Below are 18,100 nucleotides of genomic sequence, written 5' to 3'. Positions count from 1 at the left end.
ATGGTGTTAGGTTAAATTCATGGACACATTTTTATAGAGTACTATAATATTTTATGAAAGGGTGTCCGTTTATGACAAAACGATACAACCAAGAAACAAGAGAATTGATTCTTCAATTGAACGAACAAGGACAAAGTGTACCTTCCTTAGCACATGAATATGGGATTTCAGAAGCAACGATATATAACTGGAAAAAAGAATACACGCCGGATGAAGAAACAGGCAAAAGTCAGGCAGATTTCCATCAAATGGAAAAGGAAATGCATCGTCTGAAGCAGGAAAATGATATCCTAAAAAAAGCTATCACCATATTCACGAAAGAGTAAGGGATGACTCGTTAATTTATGAAATTATTGATAAAGAGCGTCAAGAATATCCCGTACGAACATTAACGAGTGTACTCGAGGTATCGAAATCAACTTACTATGCTTCCAAGTACCGTTGTCCGAGTCAAAGAAGCCAAGAAAACGAACAATTAAAAGAAGAAATTCTACAGATTTACGAGAAAAGCAAGCGCCGTTATGGCGCCCCTAAAATCACCTACAAATTAAAACAGTTGGGTTGGAGCGTTGGTCTCAAGCGCGTCCAAAGGTTGATGCGAGAACTTGGAGTTCATTCCGTTATTCGAAAAAAGTACCGTCCAGCGACAAATCATGAAAAAGTAACTGCTCGTGAAAATCTCTTAAAACAAGATTTCTCTACAACTTCAATCAACCAAAAATGGGGCGCAGATATCACCTATATCCATACCCAAAAAGAGGGTTGGACTTACTTGGCTTCTGTCATGGATTTGTATTCTCGTAAAATTATCGGCTATTCTTATGGCAAACAAATGACGACTTCGATTGTCGTGGATGCTTTTCACCAAGCCGTGCAAAATCAACAATTAAAAGAGGGGCCTAATTTGGTCCTTCAAACGGATTTAGGCACGCAATATACAAGCTATGAATTTGAAAATCTTCTCCTCCAGTACCATGTCAGTCATTCTTACAATCGCAAAGGCACCCCTTATGATAATTCAGGGATCGAATCTTTTCATGCGACTTTGAAAAAGGAAGAAGTTTATTTGAGACAGTACAAAACTTTTGATGAAGCGCGTCTTGCTTTATTCCAATACATCAATGGTTGGTATAACCGCGAACGCATTCATGGGAAACTCAATTACTTAACGCCCCAACAAGCGGAAGATCAAGTCAAAATGTCGGCGTAGGTTTGAGATTCTCCTACACATTTTTTGAGGAACTTATCCACGAGGCCTTCTCGTCATCGTCTCCGCCTAATGTCAAATACGGTTCTCCATTTGATATTAGGCGGAAACGATGACATTCTCGAGAGTGGATTCGTTTCGAAAAAAGACTCTCGAAAAATGTGTCCAAGATATTGACGTAAATCCACTAGAGCTCCTTTGCTATTCCTACTCTAAATTTTGTTCAAAAGCTGAAAAAGCAATCATTAGTAATAGCTTTTATTAAACGTGTTTTCGTAATCTATGTTAAAATACAAACAAGTTTATTTATAAGAAGAAAGGAGCACAGGACAATGTATAATAAGGATCAAATAAATACTTTTCAAGGCGGCGTGGCTATTGGTGTAGGTATTGGCCTTTTAACCGGCGTCACTTCTACATTACTTATGAATCACTATAAACAAAAATTATCAGCTGATAGTATTTTACAAAGTGTCAAAAAAGCTTTTCTAAAAGAAGGCCCCATTGAAGGTTCTTGGATTAATTTTGAAAAACAACCCGTGTGCAAATTCGCTATTCAAACAGAAGGTTACAATGGTGGAATTACACGTTTAGAAGATAACCATTTAGTTACTTACGAATTTTTAGCTGATGCTAAAACGGGTAGTGTTCTAGATATCAAACGGATTGATAACTAAATAAATAGCATCATTTTCTTTTTATAAAAAATATCCGAGCAGTTTTTTCGACTGCTCGGATATTTTTATTATAATTAGACGTATTCATTTACTTTGCTAAACGGTAAATCGCATCAGCATAGATTACTGTAGCTTTATACAAATCATCTAAAGACATAAACTCATCAGCTTGGTGCATAGTATCGACAGAATCTGGGAACATCGCACCAAAAGCAACGCCGCGTTTTAGTAAACGTCCATACGTGCCGCCACCGATAATTTGTTCTTCTCCTTTTTCACCAGTATGTTCTTCATATACATCCAATAGTGTTGTAACTAGTGGATCTTCTTGAGGAACATAATGAGGTACCATATGATGGCCGCCTTCGACTAAAGTAACATCATACGCGCCAATTGTGTCATTGATACCTGCTTGTAGCGTTTCCGAAGAAGTTCCTTGCGGATAGCGGAAGTTTAAATTAATGAAAGCATCCTCTTTTTCTGTATCAAAATCAAAGATACCTGCGTTCATTGTTAATTTGCCCATTTTTGGGTCTTCAAAGGCTACTCCCAATTTTTCTCCATAAAAATCTTCATGAACATAAGCTGCAGCCACATGTAAAAAGTTCTTAGCTCCGCCAGCAAAATCATATTTATCTAAAAAGCTTGCCAACCAAGTTGCAGCGTTATAGCCAAATTGAGGACTCGCACCATGGGACCCCTTTCCAGCAACTTGGAAAATAATTGTTGTATCATCTTCCATAATACTTGTTCCTGAGATCGGGTTTATACCAAGATATTCATTAAAAGCAATTGTCATTGCGTCTGCTTGTTCAGCAGTTGTTGTTTTTACTTTTGCAGAAGCACTTGTAGGAACCATATTGTCGCGCAATCCGCCTTGGAAACTTTCCAAAGTGTAATTTCCTTCATTGCCTACGCCAATATGAACTTGGATCGAAACATTTCCTTTTTCCCCATTAATAATTGGAAATTCTGCATCGGGTGAAAAACCGAAATCAGGTGTACTTTCTTTTTCAAAATAATGATCCATATCACCCCAGCCGCTTTCTTCATCTGAACCGACAACAAAACGAATCTTTTTAGATAACGGAAGATCTAATTCTTTAATAATTTTCATTGCATAATAAGCAGCCATACTTGGTCCTTTATCATCTGAAGAGCCTCTTGCATACAATTTTCCGTCTTTAACTACTGGATCGTATGGATCTGTTTGCCAATCATCGCCTGCAGGTACCACGTCCATATGGCCAAAAATTCCTAAGGTTTCATCACCTTGACCAAATTCAATATGACCTGCATAGTTATCTACGTTTTTAACAGTAAACCCGTCACGTTCCCCATAAGAAAGCATCTGTTTTAATGCATCGCTCGGACCTGGACCAAAAGGTAGTTCCGCTGTTATTTTGTCATCTTCTCGTTCACTTTTTACTTTTAATAGTTCTTTTAAATCATTCAGAATGTCGTCTTTTCTTGCATCGACTTCTTTTTGCCAATCAATTGCCATAAATAAATTCCTCCTCGAATTTTAATTTCCCTTTTATGATACCATTTATTTACTGGATAAAAAAGTTTTAGAATGGACGCTTTCCTTTTGTCTCATTTTCCTTTACTACAGCAAAGAGTTATAATAACAACGTAGAATAATTTAAGGAGCTGTTTTTATGCAAAATTTATCCGAACAATGTTTATCTATTATCCAAAAGCGTCCCAAAAATTCTCATAAAGGAACATTCGGTCGTACAGTACTGGTTGGCGGAAATGCACAATTTGGCGGGGCAATTATGATGAGCGCGGAAGCTTGCGTTAATGCTGGTAGCGGCTTAACTACAGTAATAACAGATCCTAACAATCATCAAGCCTTACATGCGCGCATGCCCGAAGTTATGACAGCAGACTGGAATGACAACGAACTATGCGATTCGGTATTAGCTTCTGCTGATGTCATTTTAATCGGACCTGGTCTAGGTGAAGATGAAAAAAGTCAAGAATTATTAACTTATATCTTCCAAAAACAAACGGAAAATCAATTACTTGTTATCGATGGCTCTGCAATTACATTATTTGCTAAAAATGACGAGGAACTTCCTCATCCTGAACAAACAATTTTTACGCCTCATCAAATGGAATGGCAACGTTTGAGTGGTATAAAAATCGCCGATCAAACAGAAGAAATCAATCAAGCTGTCCAAGAAAAATTAGAAGCAACGATCGTTCTAAAAAGTCATCATACAGAAATTTATAGTGAACAAGAAGCTTTCTTGAATCCACTAGGGAATCCCGGTATGGCTACAGGTGGTACTGGAGACACTTTGGCTGGGATCATCGCCGGTTTTTTGGCACAATTTGCTAGTTCAGTTGAAGTCATTAATGCTTCTGTTTACTTACACAGCTATATTGCCGACCAAATTTATTATGACAACTATATTGTTTTACCAACTAAAATTAGCCAAGCTTTACCTTATTGGATGAAACAATTTGAAAAATAAATATAAAATAAAAAAATGGTTCTTGAGCGCCTTTTCAACTCAAGAACCATTTTTTATTTCACGTTATTAACCATTTTTACGCAATGATTCAACATCACGTGCGATTACTAGTTCTTCATCTGTTGGAACTAAAAGCACTTTAACTTTAGAATCATCTGTCGAAATAACTTTTTCTTCGCCACGTACATTATTTTTTTCTGGATCAACTTCACAACCGAACCAAGTCATTCCATTAATCACGTTTGCACGTGCATTCGCATCATTTTCTCCGATACCAGCAGTAAATACAATAGCATCAACGCCGTTCATCGTTGTCACATAACTACCAATATATTTGCGGATACGATCAGCAAAGATATCTAGAGCGATTTTTACATCTTCATTATCCATATTATCTTCCAAATCGCGCATATCGCTTGAAATACCAGTTAAACCAAGCAAACCTGATTTCTTATTTAAAATATCTAGCATTTCATCAATACCGATGTTTAATTTGTTCATCAAATATTGTAAAACCGCTGGATCAACATCACCTGAGCGAGTTCCCATAGTTACACCAGCCAATGGAGTGAAGCCCATGGAAGTATCTACTGATTTACCATTTTCAACTGCAGTAATCGAAGCACCATTACCTAGGTGACAAGTAATAAGTTTCAAATCTTCAAGTGGGCGGTCTAACATAGCAGCCGCACGTTCAGCCACATAACGGTGGCTAGTTCCATGAGCACCATATTTACGTACGCCATATTGTTCTTTGTACTCTTTCGGAATACTATAACGAGCATTAGATTCTGGCATATTTGCATGAAAAGCTGTGTCAAAAACAGCTACATTAATCACATTAGGTAACAACTCTCTAAAAGCATTGATTCCCATTAAGTTTGCAGGGTTATGCAATGGAGCAAAATCAGCTAATGCTTCGATTTTTTCCAAGACATCTTCATCGATAACGACGGATTGGTCAAAGTATTCTCCACCTTGAACGACCCGATGGCCTACGCCTGTAATTTCGTCATAAGAACCCAAGATACCTAATTCAATCAATTGATCTAATAACATTTTAACTGCTACTTCATGATCTTTTATATCTAACGTTTTTTCGTATTTTTGATCATTTCCATATTTAATTGTAAAAATCGAATCATTTAATCCGATTCTTTCCACGATACCTTTAGCAGCTACTTCTTCTGCTGGCATCTCATATAGTTGCCATTTTAAACTTGAACTTCCTGCATTAATTGCGATTGTTTTTGCCATTTTCTACTCTCATTCCTTTTCTTTAAAATTTTATATTTATAACTACTTTATTTTTATTCTGCCAAGTTCGCAGATTGCCATTCTTTAAATTCATTAAAGAATGCTGTCACTTTCTCAGGTTCTTTTAATGACGCAACTTTTGCTAACAATACCTCAGGGACTTGTTGGGCTTTATCCCCTTTTTGTTGCAAGATTAAGATACTCTTACTAGCAGCTTTATTCTTGAACAATTCATCTGGAAGTTGAATAATTCCTTGTAAATAAACTTTGTCAACTAACCATTGTTTTAACTCTTCGCTTTGTTCTGTTTCCAAAAAGTTGGTAGGAACCAAGAACAAACCAAAGCCATTTTCTTTTACATATTTCATGCTTTGTTCAATTAATAGGTGATGAGCAAAACTATGAGTTCCTTTTGCTGCTGTTTCAAAATTTTGCGCGTTTTCATCCATTGGATAATAGCCCACGGGCAAGTCACTTAAAACAGCATCAATCGGATCCATTAACAAATCAGTGGTCGCATCTTGATGAAACAGTTTCACATCAGCTGGGATCCACTGGCTATTGCTAGCCGACACCGCCAACATCGTTTCATCGTTGTCCACGCCGTATCCTTGTAAAGAATACCCTTCATTTTCTAGGTTCGTTAATACAGTAAAAAGCAAATTTCCCATGCCACAAGCCAAATCAGCAACAGTCTTTAGTGAATCTTTTTGCGGATATAACTGTTCCAATAAAAAGACAAATAAAAAACCAATGCTATCAGGTGTTAATTGATGATTCGGCTGTAACGGCTCTGTTTGCATTCCTTTTAAAAGTAGTAACTGTGAAACCTTACGTCGTTCTTCTTTTTCTAAAGAAACCCCTTGAAGTTTTTGATAAATACGCTGGACTTCTTCAACAGTGGACTGCTTAGGAACGTCATTAACGATGCGCACTTGATAATTATCGTTCATATTTTCTATATTTTCTATGTAAGCATCTAAATAAGAAGTATCCAAAGCATTTTGTAATAATTGAATCGCTTCAAGCTGCAACTGGAAACTTTCTTCAATATTTTCTGCAGACACGATCTTTTTCACTTCCTTTGTTTAACTATAACAACAAACTTACCTGTTTAATTTTATCTGATTTAACTTAAATAATCAACTAACTCTATTTATCGTTGCTTGTTTTCTTAAATACTCCAATTCATTTAAATAAAAACAGAACAGCACTTTTTACCAGAAAATTTTTGCTGCTCTGCCGTGTATCATTTTACTGTTCTTTCTGTACTTTTTTACTTTATCTTACTTCAACAATCGCTTCTTTAAATTCTTTCTTTTGTTCCTCTACATTTACCGTTATTATTAAATGATCTTTGTCTCTTTCATAATTTAATTTTCCACGATTATAAATAGCTTCTCCTTTTTGTGGACGTTTTTCTTCTGACAATGCTTGATAATCTGTCAAAAATAATTCTTTTATAATCTGCACTTCATAATATTGCCGAGTACGTTGCGTAAACTGAGCTTGTATACGATAATTTTCTGTTAGAAATAATAGTAATATACTCATCATAACTACAGTGAAAACGGCAGTAAGTAACACCCCTCCCCTATGTTTTTTCGATTGTCCATTTTCCATTTTTCTGCTCTCCATTCAAAAAAGTCACTGTAAATAAAACGTATTGTTTACTTTTGCGAAATTGTAAGTTCTTTACTTCAGTTAAAATAGGCTCATACCCGTTTTTCTCGCGTATAGCGATCTCGTGACGCTTCATATTTAACTCAATACGACATTCATATTCTCGGTTAGTGGTCGTATTTCGTTTATTATAATAAATTTTATTACTCGTAACTCGAGAATACTCTCCTTCAGTTAATTTATTCTCAAACTGTAGTAAAAAAACATGCCATTCTTGCATATTCCTACCATATACCGCTTGTTGTACTTGTTTACTTTGTTGAAAAACTCCCAAAGTCCCTAATAAAAATAAACTTAATACTAAAAGAGCTACTGCGCACTCAATTAGGGTAAAACCTTTATTTTTCTCGTATAATCGCCCAGTCTTGTTGAGGCGAAGAAATCTTAGCTTTGGCCATAGGGCTTTTTTGATAAACAATTGAAAATGTCCCATCCCTTATTACTTGAAAATTTGCCTCCTTCATTGGATAGTATCTGCGTTCCTTTGTTTCTTCATATAACACTCGCAACATTTGTAATTCCTCTTGACTTTTTTTCGTTTCTTTTAAGGCATGTACTTGACTAGTCTGAAGTAAAAAAACAGTTGTAGTTAAAATGGATAAAGCTAGCAAACATTCTAATAAAATAAAGCCTTTAGTTAAGGGCTGTAACCTTTTTTTCATAATGCCCCCTTGCAAACAAAAATCTATAAGTAATTTTTTGTTTATTTTTATTCCAATAAAAATGAAGCTCTTGCAAACTACTATTATTTCCTGTTCCAGAATTGAAATAAAGCGTTTTTATTCTGCTTGCTCTTAAGTCTTTAGGCATAACAAGCTTTTCAATGCTCTCGGTATAAAAATAATATTCAGTCGTGGTATCTCTTTGAATCATCCTTGTTCTCTTATTCGAAGTAATCGCCGCTTGTTGAGTCGCAAGTATATTTTTTTCGAAACGATCTAAAAAATGCATAACTTCTAATGTTTCTTTGGCCTCTTTTACCGCAACAGAAGGTAAAGCAACAAATAGAGTTATAACAAATAAAACTAATAAGGATTCTATCAAGGTAAAACCTCGGTAAAATTTCATAATTACTCGCCTCATTCTTCTTGCTAGTCTTGGTATTTTTTATAAATATTATATTGTTCTGAGGTGACTAATTTTTGCAATTCATTATCCGTAATTTTTTTATTGTGGTTGATTTCATAGATTTCAATTTGTGATTCTACAACTTTAACGACTGCTTCGTCTCCTTGTACTGACACATTATCCTTTTGCTTGGATAAATTCGGAATAAACAACAATACTAAAATGCTAATGATTAATAAAACGATCATCATTTCGATTAAGGTGAATCCCTCTCTGGCTTTTTTCTTAAGATGCATAAGTTTTCTAGTCATTGTTTCTTTTAGTTGAAGTTCCATTGGCCATTTTTTTATCATTCCATAATCCCTCCTATATTTTCATACATAGGTAAAAACATCGCTATATAAATTGCCATAATTAAAACAGCTATAAATAAAAACACAACAGGTTGTACCCAGCGAAGCCATCCTTCTACTTTTTCTACAGTTCTTTTGGTTAATAATTGGCTATACAATAATAATTCTTCCCCTAACTTTCCTTTCACCTCACCTTGCAAAATAATGAGAGAAAACTCCGGCAACAAAAAAGAGTAACGCTCTAGTTCTTCTGGTAAAGGCTTGCCAAAGCTCAAAGCATGGTTTAATTCTTTAGCTAAACTTGCAACTAAAGAATGTGGATTGACCGACTCCATAAAAGCCAAGATTTGTCTGGCCTCTAGTCCTTGCTTAAACATCTTCCCCCATTCTAGAGAAAAATAACTTGTTTGATACATCCTATACAATCGACCCACAAACGGAAGATGTGCAATAAATACCGCACGATCAATTACCGAATGTTTTTTGCTATACCATACACCTCCTCCTACTAAAACTCCTATAAATAGCACCATGCCGCCCATAACAAAAGGACCATAGGAAATCACTCCGATACTCCAATGCTGCGTTTTGATCATCCCAGATTGTAGTAAGGAAGGTAAAAGAAAAAAACGCATTGCCAATAGTAAGACAACGACAAACACAAACAATAGTGCAGGGTATGTCGCCACTTTACCTAATTCTTTTTTCTGTTTCCGTATAATTTTCATAGTAGCTAAAATATTTTTTAATGTTGTCACAATATTCCCGTGTATATCTGCTAGTTGTACTTGAGTCATTTCTTGTAAAGAAAATCCTGCTTGATAAAAGCACTCCGCCAAGGTAGCTCCCTTGGCAAGTCCCTCGGTAAAACATTGTAAAATGCTTGGGGAAAATTGTTGGTTACGTTGCATAACCGATAAGCTTTCTTGCAGTGAGAACCCATTTTCCAGTAAACTAACCAACATTTCTAAAAACTGTTCCCGCATAAGCGCATTATTTTTATAGCTATCCTTTACCATAGATTAACCCGCTTTCTTGAATCTGAGCATAGGCTTCTGACCACTCCCTTTTTTCCAAAAGTCCAGTAAAAAACTCATAAGCAAGTAAAGCTCGACTTTGTTTCTGATAATCTAAAAATAATTGTTGATAAATCACCCCGTTTAAACAATCCCCTAGTTCTGCTTGATTCCCTAGTAAATCAAGTAGACGACTTTTTGTTTCAGTTACTCCCTTGGCATGAACAGTTGCTAATACTGTGTGACCAGTTAATGCTGCGCGAATAGCTGCTTTAGCTGTTAACTGATCACGAATTTCACCAATAATCAATAAATCTGGGCGATGTCGCAATGATAATTTAATTAATTGGTCGTAAGTCTGTTGAATTTTTTCATTTGTCTGCAATTGTAAAAAATGTGGTTCTTCGATTTCCACCGGATCTTCAATCGTAATTACTTGTCCTTTTGTATGCTGAGCAATGTGATACATCAATGTTGTTTTTCCCGATCCAGTAGGCCCGCTAAAAAGGTACAGCCCTCTTTCTTCTTGAATTTTTTGCTGAATGAGTTCTGCGTCTTTTGCAATGAAATACGCTGGCTTTTCTTGATTTAAGTTATATAAAAAACGAATCACTAAACTTTCATTCCCTTGGTAATCCCCTACCGTTGATAAACGCAACCTTTGTGTCTGCCCTTTTAGCAAGTAACTAATCGCCCCAAGTTGGGCTTTTCTTTTTTCTCCCACATCCATTTCACCTAGGTATTTAAAACGCAATACTAACTGTTGGGCTTGCTCAGCTGAAATTTCCTTATACTTAAACATTTGCGCATTTTTCCGAAAATAGATGGTAGTTCGTTTCGCCAATAGATATAAATACATATCTTGCATTTTTTGCAAACTTCCATAAGAAATTAATTCATCAGACAGTTCTTCAATTGTCATCTTTTCCTCCTTTCACTATAAAGTACGCAAGACAGTTCTTCAATTGTCATCTTTTCCTCCTTTCACTATAAAGTACGCATTTTTTTCCAATTTCTTTTTTTTAAATAAAAAATTTTTTATTTTTATGAAAAAAGACCATTATCTCTGTTTGATCGCATAAAAATAGCCCCTTATAACTTGTAGTTACACAAGTTATAAGGGGCTATTCGTATTATGATACTAACCTCTATCCATATGCTATTCCAATATTTCCTTTGCTAATAATGAAGTATACTCTACTCGACCAACATCGGTAGGATGAACTTGGTCTTCACGGAACCATTGATTATTTTCATTACTTAAACTATACCAATCAATTAAGGTAACGCGTTGGTACTTGTCTTCCATCTTTTGGAATAATTCATTATTTGCGTTCTGCCAACGTTGTGTTGGCACACGAACATTCATTAAATAAACGTTTCGATCCCCAATAACATCCATCAAGTCATCAAATTGATCCTCATCGGCATAACCATTACTTCCAAGTGCTAATACAACATTTTCTTGAAGATCTCCATCATCCTTTAACTCTTGTAAAAGTTCTACGCTATCATACAGTTGACGTCCCACATCCGCATCAATGATAGCATCTGGAAAGACTTCTTGAATATTTTGGGTTGAACCCAACAAAACAGAATCTCCAAAAGCTGTAAGATCCGTATTACGTGCACGATCTACTTGGTTTTCTGTTAAGTCATATTTCTCCATCACGTGATCTGTATCTGTACTAAATGTTTGTAAGATGTTTTCATCCGATGCATTCTCTTGTCCTTGTTCTGCTTCGCTGTCTTCTTCTGCCTGCTCCTCTTCATTTTTACTCTCTTGCGCTGCTTTTCTATTTTCTTGAATTTCAGCTTGAAATTCTGCTTGGTTTGCATTCACAGCATCATTAGGAGCTATGGTAACACCAATCGAAGCAATGGCAACGACAACAAAGCTGGCAATACCTACAGCTTTTTGTTTACTAAGCAAAGGCATATAAAACCAATTTTTGATCTTTTGCCAAGACTTTTTATAATCAAATTTTCTTAACGGGTCTTCAATAAAACGGTAAGATAATTCACTACATAATAGAATTAATCCCAATTCGATAAATACGTGCAGCCAAACATTATTAGCCACATTAATTTGCGCTTCATAAAGAATCATTACAGGAAACTGGTATAAATAAATCCCATAACTGCGTTTACCTAAATAACTAAAGACGGGGTTTGTCAGCCAGCGGTTTATACTTGCCCCAGGATGGGCCGTAACAGCAACTAAGACAGCTGTGACCAAGCTAACTAAATATATGCCTCCGTAATAGGGAAAACTAAAACGATCGTCCATAAAAACATACGCAAGAACTAATAAGAGTAACGAAGATACACCTGTAATATTTAATATCCTTTTAGCACTATTTGGGATTTGTTCTTTCAAACGAGTACTAGGCCAAACAAATGCCAAAGCATTCCCAATAAGGATCGAAAAAATACGTGTATCTGTTCCATAGTAAACTCTGGTTGGATCCTCTCCCGGGGTAAAACCAATGGCCATTCCAATCGCTGATAGAAGCGCTCCAATAGATAAAATATAAAAAATTCGATCTTTACGTTTAACAAACTTCACTAACAAAATAAAAAGGATAGGCCAAATCAAATAATTTTGCCCTTCTACCGCCATGGTCCATAGATGGGTAAAAGGAGACTCGTTACCAAAACGATCAAAATAGGAAAGACCATGATCAATTTGCCACCAATTATTTACATATAACAGGCTGCTCACAACAGAGCCACGTAAATTATTTAATAAGTTACGCTGAAACAACGTTATGTACGCAGTTGAAACAACCAACACTGTAACTAAAGACGGATATAGTCTTTTTAAGCGTCGAGTATAAAACTTCAAGACACTAATTTTATCATTTTGCTGCCACTCTTGCCGCAACAAATCTGTAACCAAGTAACCGGAGATAACAAGAAGGATAGGAACTCCTAAATAGCCTCCGGGCAACGCTGATGGCATCAAATGATAAAAAATAACTCCAATGACTGCTAATGTACGGATCCCATCAATTCCTGTAATATAGCGACTATTTTTAATTCTTTTCTTCTCCATATTTTTCGTACCTTCTTATACTCAATCTACACCATCATATCATGTTTTATCTAATCAAAAAAAATGCATAAAAGCAATCTGCCGCCTATTTCTTATAAAAAATTAAATTTATTTTTATCTAAAAAAGAAACTATAATTCTTCTTCATAAAAGTTCCCTAAGATTTGAACATTTTCTACAATACTAACAAAAGCCTTATTATCTGATTCACTCATTCCCTCACGCAATATTGGCATTTCATAACGAGTAATAACAGTAAATAGCACTGTTTCTTTTTCCTTAGTATAGGCCCCTTGAGCGTCATTTATAATAGTAATTCCTCGGCGTAAGCGTTTTTGTAAAGACGTCATAACCGCTTCTGGGCGTTGAGTAATAATCATCACTTGTATTTTCTTTTGTTTTGTATAAACCACATCGGTCACTTTTCCACTGATAAATATCGACAAAGCGCTATATAAAGCGTACTGCCATCCGAATAATATACCTGCCGCAAACATAATCATCCCATTAAATATGATAGCAAGGGAACCGACATCTCTTCCAGTTTTCTTACGAAGATAAATCGTAATAAAATCTAATCCGCCAGAAGATAAACCATTTTTAAAGGCATAACCTATCCCCGCTCCAGTTAAGACACCACCAAAAATGGCACAAATAATAGGGTCCGTAGTCAACACTTCCGTCGGAATTAATTCCATAAATAAAGAAGTTAAACCTACCGTAATTCCAGTAAAAATCGTAAAACGGCGACTGATTTTAAGCCATCCTAATACAAATAAAGGAAGATTGAGTAAGAACAAAGCCCAAGCAATAGATAGATCAATTCGTAAAACTTGTTGAAAAAGTGTAGAGATGATTTGCGCAACCCCTGTTGCCCCACTAGCATAAATATTTCCCGGCTCATAGAAAAAATTTAAAGCCACCGAAGCTAACAAAGCGTAAACAAGCGAAAAAGAAAGTCGATTAATGTAATCTGAATGTGTGATTTCTTTCCAAACATTTTTCACTGGATTCTTCCCTCATTTTGTTATTTATTGCATTATAACAAAAAATTCGAATAAGGATAAAGGCAATACATCCTTATTTGCCACTTCCTTATTCGATTCATCTTATTCTTCTGTCTCTGTTACATCAATATTTAATTCATATAGCTGCAGCGGCGAAACAGTACCTGGGGCCTGAGTCATAGGATCTATCGCTTTGCCGTTTTTAGGAAAAGCCATCACTTCTCGAATATTCTCTTCTCCGGCTACGAGCATAACCAAACGATCCAATCCTAACGCAATGCCGCCATGAGGTGGGAATCCATAATCTAAAGCTTCTAGTAGGAAATCAAATTGTTCATTCATCATTTCTTGAGTAAAACCTAGTGTTCTTAGAACTTGTTCTTGCAATTGTCTAGTATGAATCCGTAGTGAGCCTCCGCCTAACTCATAACCATTTAATACCACGTCATAAGCTTGGGCATAAACTTTTGCTGGATCTGTTTGTAAATAAGGAATATCTTCTTCTTTTGGCATTGTAAACGGGTGGTGTGCAGATACATATCGCCCTTCTTCTTGATCATATTCAAATTGCGGCCAATCAACAACCCATAAAAAGTTAAATTTGGAAGAATCAATTAAATCTAACTCTTTCGCTAAATGGGTACGAAGTGCTCCTAGTGTTGCCGTAACCACTTCAAAAGAATCAGCACCAAACATAATCAGATCGCCAACTTCTGCATTAGTTTTAGCAATAAGCGCATCCGCTACTGGAGTTAAAAACTTCGCAATCGGTCCTTTAAGACCATCCTCTTCTACTTTTAACCAGGCTAAACCTTTGGCACCAAACTGACTTGCGTATTGAGCTAAATGATCCATATCTTTACGTGAATACTTGTCAGCAGCTCCTTTGGCGTTTAACGCTTTTACTGTCCCCCCATTTTGCAAAGCCATTTGGAAGACTTTAAAATCAACATCTTTGACCACATCCGATAAATCAATTAATTCCATGGCAAAACGCGTATCTGGTTTATCACTACCAAAACGGTTCATAGCTTCATCCCAAGTCATTTTAGGGAAAGGAAGAGGAATATCAATTCCTCTTGCCACTTTCATCACCTGGGCCAACATTTGTTCTGTGTATTCTTGAATATCTTCAGGTGTTAAAAAGGAAGCTTCGATATCCACTTGGGTAAATTCTGGTTGTCGGTCTCCTCGTAAATCTTCGTCTCTAAAGCAGCGCACAATTTGATAATACCGGTCAAAACCTGCATTCATCAACAATTGCTTGAAAATTTGTGGAGACTGCGGCAAAGCATAAAAGTGACCTGGATGTATACGAGAAGGAACTAAATAGTCACGAGCTCCTTCTGGGGTCGACTTTTCTAAAAAGGGCGTTTCAATATCCAAAAAGTCCTGATTGTCTAAATAACGTCGGATCGTTTGTGTTACTTTAGCACGTAACATCAAATTTTGTGTCATATTGCTGCGACGTAAATCTAAGTAACGGTATTTCAATCGAATATCATCACCAGCTTTGGTATCTTCTTCGATTGAAAAAGGAGGTGTTTTCGACGTATTTAAGATTGTAATATTACTTGCCATTACTTCAAATTCGCCTGTTCTCATATTCGGGTTGATCGCTTCTTCATCACGTTTTTTTACAACCCCTGTCACTTCTAATACATATTCACTACGACAAGTATCTGCAATTTCCCAAGCTTCTTGTGAATTTTTCGGGTTAAACACCACTTGAACAATGCCTTCTCGGTCGCGCAGATCAATAAAAATCACACCACCTAAGTCTCTTCTTTTTTGTACCCATCCTTGTAAGGTAACCGTCTGCTCTAAAACTTCTTTAGACACTAGACCACAGTAAACTGTTCTATTTCCCATCTTTTTTCTCCTTTAACTCATTTCATCAAAAATTTGCGTAAAATTATTATAAATGGAAGACAATTCTAGACGTTTCTCTTCTCCTGTTTCCATTGATTTTACATTAATCATGCCGGCACTTAATTCCTCATCGCCCAAAGTAAGAACAAGTTTAGCACCTTCCTTGTCAGCTGACTTAAATTGCGCTTTTGCTTTACGCCCCATCACATCGCGATTAGCAGAAAAACCTGCGTGACGAATGGCTTGGGTAACTTTCAGAGCTTCAACATTTGTGGCAGAACCAATATTAACAACATAGGCATCCAATCGATGTGCTGCAGGTAAGGCCACATTTTCATTTTCAAGTATCAATAATAATCGTTCAATGCCAATAGCAAAGCCAAATCCTGGAGTAGCGGGCCCTCCCAATTCTTCCACTAATTGATCATAACGTCCTCCTGCACAAATCGTGGATTGTGCTCCTAGTTGCGGGTTATCATTCATAATTTCAAAAATGGTGTGCGTGTAATAGTCCAGTCCACGCACCATCGTAGGCTCAATTTCATAAGAAACTTCTAAAGCATCCAACATCGTTGTTACTTGTGTAAAGTGCTCTTGAGCCTCTTTACTTAAATAGTCCAAAATTGATGGGGCATCAACTACAATTTTTTGATCTGCTGTATCCTTACTATCTAAAATACGTAATGGATTCTCATGTAGACGTCTACGTGAATCTTCACTTAACTGACCTTCATGAGCAGAAAAGTAACTCACAAGAGCTTTTCGATAGTTTTTCCTAGTTTCTTCATCCCCTAATGTATTGATAGCTAAACGTAATTGGCGAATACCTAACTGTTTAAAGTATTCCAATGCCATAACCATTGTTTCTACATCTGTTGCTGGATTATCTGACCCAAAAGCTTCTACACCTATTTGATGAAATTGGCGTAACCGACCCTTTTGTGGTCGTTCATAACGAAACATAGGTCCCATATAAAACACTTTATAAGGTGTATCATACTCAGGGCCGTATAGTTTGTGCTCAACATAAGCTCGTACAATAGGTGCCGTTCCTTCTGGACGTAATGTAATATGCCGACCACCTTTATCATAAAAATCATACATTTCTTTGGAAACAATATCCGTTGTTCCACCTACACTTCTCGAAATAACCTCATAATGTTCAAATGAAGGCGTACGAATTTCCTGATATTGATAATCATTGAATAATATACGTGCTGTATCTTCGATAAATTGCCACTTCTCAGATTCGCCAGGCAAAATATCGTTTGTGCCCTTAGGGCGTTGATAACTCATGGTTTTTCCTCCTAAACTCATACCGCAAATAAAAACAAACAAAAAAATACCCTTGTTTTTTACAAGGGCGAGTCAACCGCGGTACCACCTAATTTTGAAAGATATGCTTTCCTTTGACGAATAACGCTCGCTTCAACGGAACGGCTTTTGGCTCGCTCGCCTCTGGAATGTCTTACAAATAGCAGTCCCTTAAACTATTTCCAGCCAAGATAGTTTTTCTCTAAAAAGTTTTCGCTAAATGTCGGTTCCTTCTCAGGCTTTCTTCTATTAGCTTTAAGTTACAAGAAAAACCTTGAAAAGTCAAGCTTTATGGCAATATTATTACTGAAAGTTTTCTATTTACTTTCTTGTAATTCACCCAGAGAAATTTTACACTATAATAAAAAGAAGGTGAGAATATGTATTCAGGCTATTTCCGCAAGCCTCACTATTATGAAACAGATCAAATGGGAATTGTTCACCATTCAAATTATATTCGATGGTTTGAAGAAGCTCGAGTCGATTTATTAGAATATTTGCGTCTTCCTTATCCAGATTTGGAAAAAGCTGGCATTATCGTTCCTGTTTTAGAAGTAAATTGCCAATATAAAGGCATGATCCATTATGGAGAACAAGTACGCATTGATCCCACAGTAACTAAATACAATGGGACACGCTTAGATTTTTCCTACGAAATTATAAACGAGAAAAACCAAGTTGTTACATCAGGGAGTAGTAAGCATTGTTTTTTGGAAAGCCATAATAATAAATTTATTCGTCTAAAAAAAGTTCAACCTGAATTCCATCAAATTTTTGCGGCTCTATAATTTCTAGTGTTGGTAGACAAGAATGATTTTCTTGTAGCCCATACGAGTTTTTTTATATTTTCTGAGCAAAATAGAAAACAGACACCTTGAAAACCCGTAGAATAAAGGTACCAAACAAATATCCAAAGGAGTGTTTCAAGATGTCCATCTCTCATTATACTAAAGAAATCCTAGATATCCTAGACTTAAATCTGACTTTTGAAGAAGATTGTTTCCAAAAAGAAGCCATTAACGGCGTCATTTGTTTTGTCTTTTATGGTCAGCTTTCTTATCGTCCACAAGCCTGTTTTCACTGTGGCGAAGAAGATACGGCTT

The 18,100-nt window shown here is 36.2% G+C and carries 18 protein-coding genes and 1 pseudogene; 5 read left to right on the top strand and 14 right to left on the bottom strand.

What is annotated here, in order from left to right:
• The first annotated feature begins 53 nt into the window (after positions 1 to 53).
• Positions 54 to 1,210 (top strand): IS3 family transposase gene (locus tag G577_RS11855; protein ID WP_373852710.1). Its coding sequence is split into 2 segments (ribosomal slippage): positions 54 to 300 and positions 300 to 1,210, totalling 1,158 coding nucleotides; the frame shifts between segments, so codons are not numbered across the junction.
• Between the two features lie 329 nt (positions 1,211 to 1,539).
• Positions 1,540 to 1,884, top strand: a complete 345-nt coding sequence (locus G577_RS0107515; RefSeq protein ID WP_028790694.1) for a membrane protein — start codon at positions 1,540 to 1,542, stop codon at positions 1,882 to 1,884.
• Positions 1,885 to 1,972: 88 nt separating this feature from the next.
• Here G577_RS0107515 and pepV read toward each other — a convergent pair whose 3' ends face one another.
• Positions 1,973 to 3,388, bottom strand: coding sequence for a dipeptidase PepV (gene pepV, locus G577_RS0107510; protein ID WP_028790693.1), 1,416 nt, complete (start codon positions 3,386 to 3,388; stop codon positions 1,973 to 1,975).
• Between the two features lie 157 nt (positions 3,389 to 3,545).
• Here pepV and G577_RS0107505 point away from each other — a divergent pair, with 157 nt between their 5' ends.
• A complete protein-coding gene (locus G577_RS0107505) occupies positions 3,546 to 4,370 on the top strand; it encodes an NAD(P)H-hydrate dehydratase (RefSeq protein WP_028790692.1) in 825 nt (274 codons plus the stop codon).
• 66 nt (positions 4,371 to 4,436) lie between these two features.
• Here G577_RS0107505 and G577_RS0107500 read toward each other — a convergent pair whose 3' ends face one another.
• From G577_RS0107500 to hisS, 13 genes are all read right to left on the bottom strand, one after another.
• On the bottom strand, positions 4,437 to 5,627 hold the full coding sequence (locus G577_RS0107500; RefSeq protein ID WP_028790691.1) for an acetate/propionate family kinase: 1,191 nt from the start codon (positions 5,625 to 5,627) through the stop codon (positions 4,437 to 4,439).
• A 53-nt stretch (positions 5,628 to 5,680) separates the two neighbouring features.
• Positions 5,681 to 6,694, bottom strand: a complete 1,014-nt coding sequence (locus G577_RS0107495) for a class I SAM-dependent methyltransferase (RefSeq protein WP_038027676.1) — start codon at positions 6,692 to 6,694, stop codon at positions 5,681 to 5,683.
• A 214-nt stretch (positions 6,695 to 6,908) separates the two neighbouring features.
• A complete protein-coding gene (gene comGG / locus G577_RS11245) occupies positions 6,909 to 7,250 on the bottom strand; it encodes a competence type IV pilus minor pilin ComGG (RefSeq protein WP_051176720.1) in 342 nt (113 codons plus the stop codon).
• Positions 7,222 to 7,743: a competence type IV pilus minor pilin ComGF gene (comGF, locus tag G577_RS0107485; protein ID WP_081675745.1), complete on the bottom strand. Its 522-nt coding sequence runs from the start codon at positions 7,741 to 7,743 to the stop codon at positions 7,222 to 7,224. The genes comGG and comGF overlap by 29 nt, the downstream gene beginning before the upstream one ends.
• Positions 7,649 to 7,972, bottom strand: coding sequence for a hypothetical protein (locus tag G577_RS12035; RefSeq protein WP_038021910.1), 324 nt, complete (start codon positions 7,970 to 7,972; stop codon positions 7,649 to 7,651). The genes comGF and G577_RS12035 overlap by 95 nt, the downstream gene beginning before the upstream one ends.
• Positions 7,944 to 8,378, bottom strand: coding sequence for a competence type IV pilus minor pilin ComGD (gene comGD, locus G577_RS0107475; protein ID WP_051176718.1), 435 nt, complete (start codon positions 8,376 to 8,378; stop codon positions 7,944 to 7,946). Before comGD ends, G577_RS12035 begins: the two co-directional genes overlap by 29 nt.
• A gap of 23 nt (positions 8,379 to 8,401) precedes the next feature.
• On the bottom strand, positions 8,402 to 8,689 hold the full coding sequence (gene comGC, locus G577_RS0107470) for a competence type IV pilus major pilin ComGC (protein ID WP_028790687.1): 288 nt from the start codon (positions 8,687 to 8,689) through the stop codon (positions 8,402 to 8,404).
• A 38-nt stretch (positions 8,690 to 8,727) separates the two neighbouring features.
• Entirely contained in the window at positions 8,728 to 9,717 is a 990-nt protein-coding gene (comGB, locus tag G577_RS0107465) for a competence type IV pilus assembly protein ComGB (protein ID WP_028790686.1), read from the bottom strand.
• Positions 9,718 to 9,736: 19 nt separating this feature from the next.
• Positions 9,737 to 10,669 carry a competence type IV pilus ATPase ComGA gene (gene comGA, locus G577_RS0107460; RefSeq protein ID WP_028790685.1) on the bottom strand — a complete coding sequence of 311 codons (933 nt, stop codon included), beginning with the start codon at positions 10,667 to 10,669 and terminating at the stop codon, positions 9,737 to 9,739.
• 237 nt (positions 10,670 to 10,906) lie between these two features.
• Positions 10,907 to 12,805: an acyltransferase family protein gene (locus G577_RS0107455; protein ID WP_028790684.1), complete on the bottom strand. Its 1,899-nt coding sequence runs from the start codon at positions 12,803 to 12,805 to the stop codon at positions 10,907 to 10,909.
• Positions 12,806 to 12,935: 130 nt separating this feature from the next.
• Entirely contained in the window at positions 12,936 to 13,811 is an 876-nt protein-coding gene (locus G577_RS0107450; RefSeq protein ID WP_028790683.1) for a YitT family protein, read from the bottom strand.
• Positions 13,812 to 13,913: 102 nt separating this feature from the next.
• Positions 13,914 to 15,683, bottom strand: a complete 1,770-nt coding sequence (aspS, locus tag G577_RS0107445; protein WP_028790682.1) for an aspartate--tRNA ligase — start codon at positions 15,681 to 15,683, stop codon at positions 13,914 to 13,916.
• A gap of 12 nt (positions 15,684 to 15,695) precedes the next feature.
• Complete coding sequence (hisS, locus tag G577_RS0107440) at positions 15,696 to 16,979, bottom strand: histidine--tRNA ligase (RefSeq protein WP_028790681.1); 1,284 nt, start codon at positions 16,977 to 16,979, stop codon at positions 15,696 to 15,698.
• Positions 16,980 to 17,377: 398 nt separating this feature from the next.
• Here hisS and G577_RS0107435 point away from each other — a divergent pair, with 398 nt between their 5' ends.
• Positions 17,378 to 17,785 carry an acyl-CoA thioesterase gene (locus G577_RS0107435; RefSeq protein WP_028790680.1) on the top strand — a complete coding sequence of 136 codons (408 nt, stop codon included), beginning with the start codon at positions 17,378 to 17,380 and terminating at the stop codon, positions 17,783 to 17,785.
• Positions 17,786 to 17,925: 140 nt separating this feature from the next.
• Positions 17,926 to 18,100, top strand: a pseudogene (locus tag G577_RS12650) (ISL3 family transposase); the annotation flags it as partial.

This window comes from Tetragenococcus muriaticus DSM 15685 (assembly GCF_000423785.1).
GTDB classification, from domain to species: domain Bacteria; phylum Bacillota; class Bacilli; order Lactobacillales; family Enterococcaceae; genus Tetragenococcus; species Tetragenococcus muriaticus.
This window is presented reverse-complemented; position numbering and strand designations above follow the sequence as displayed.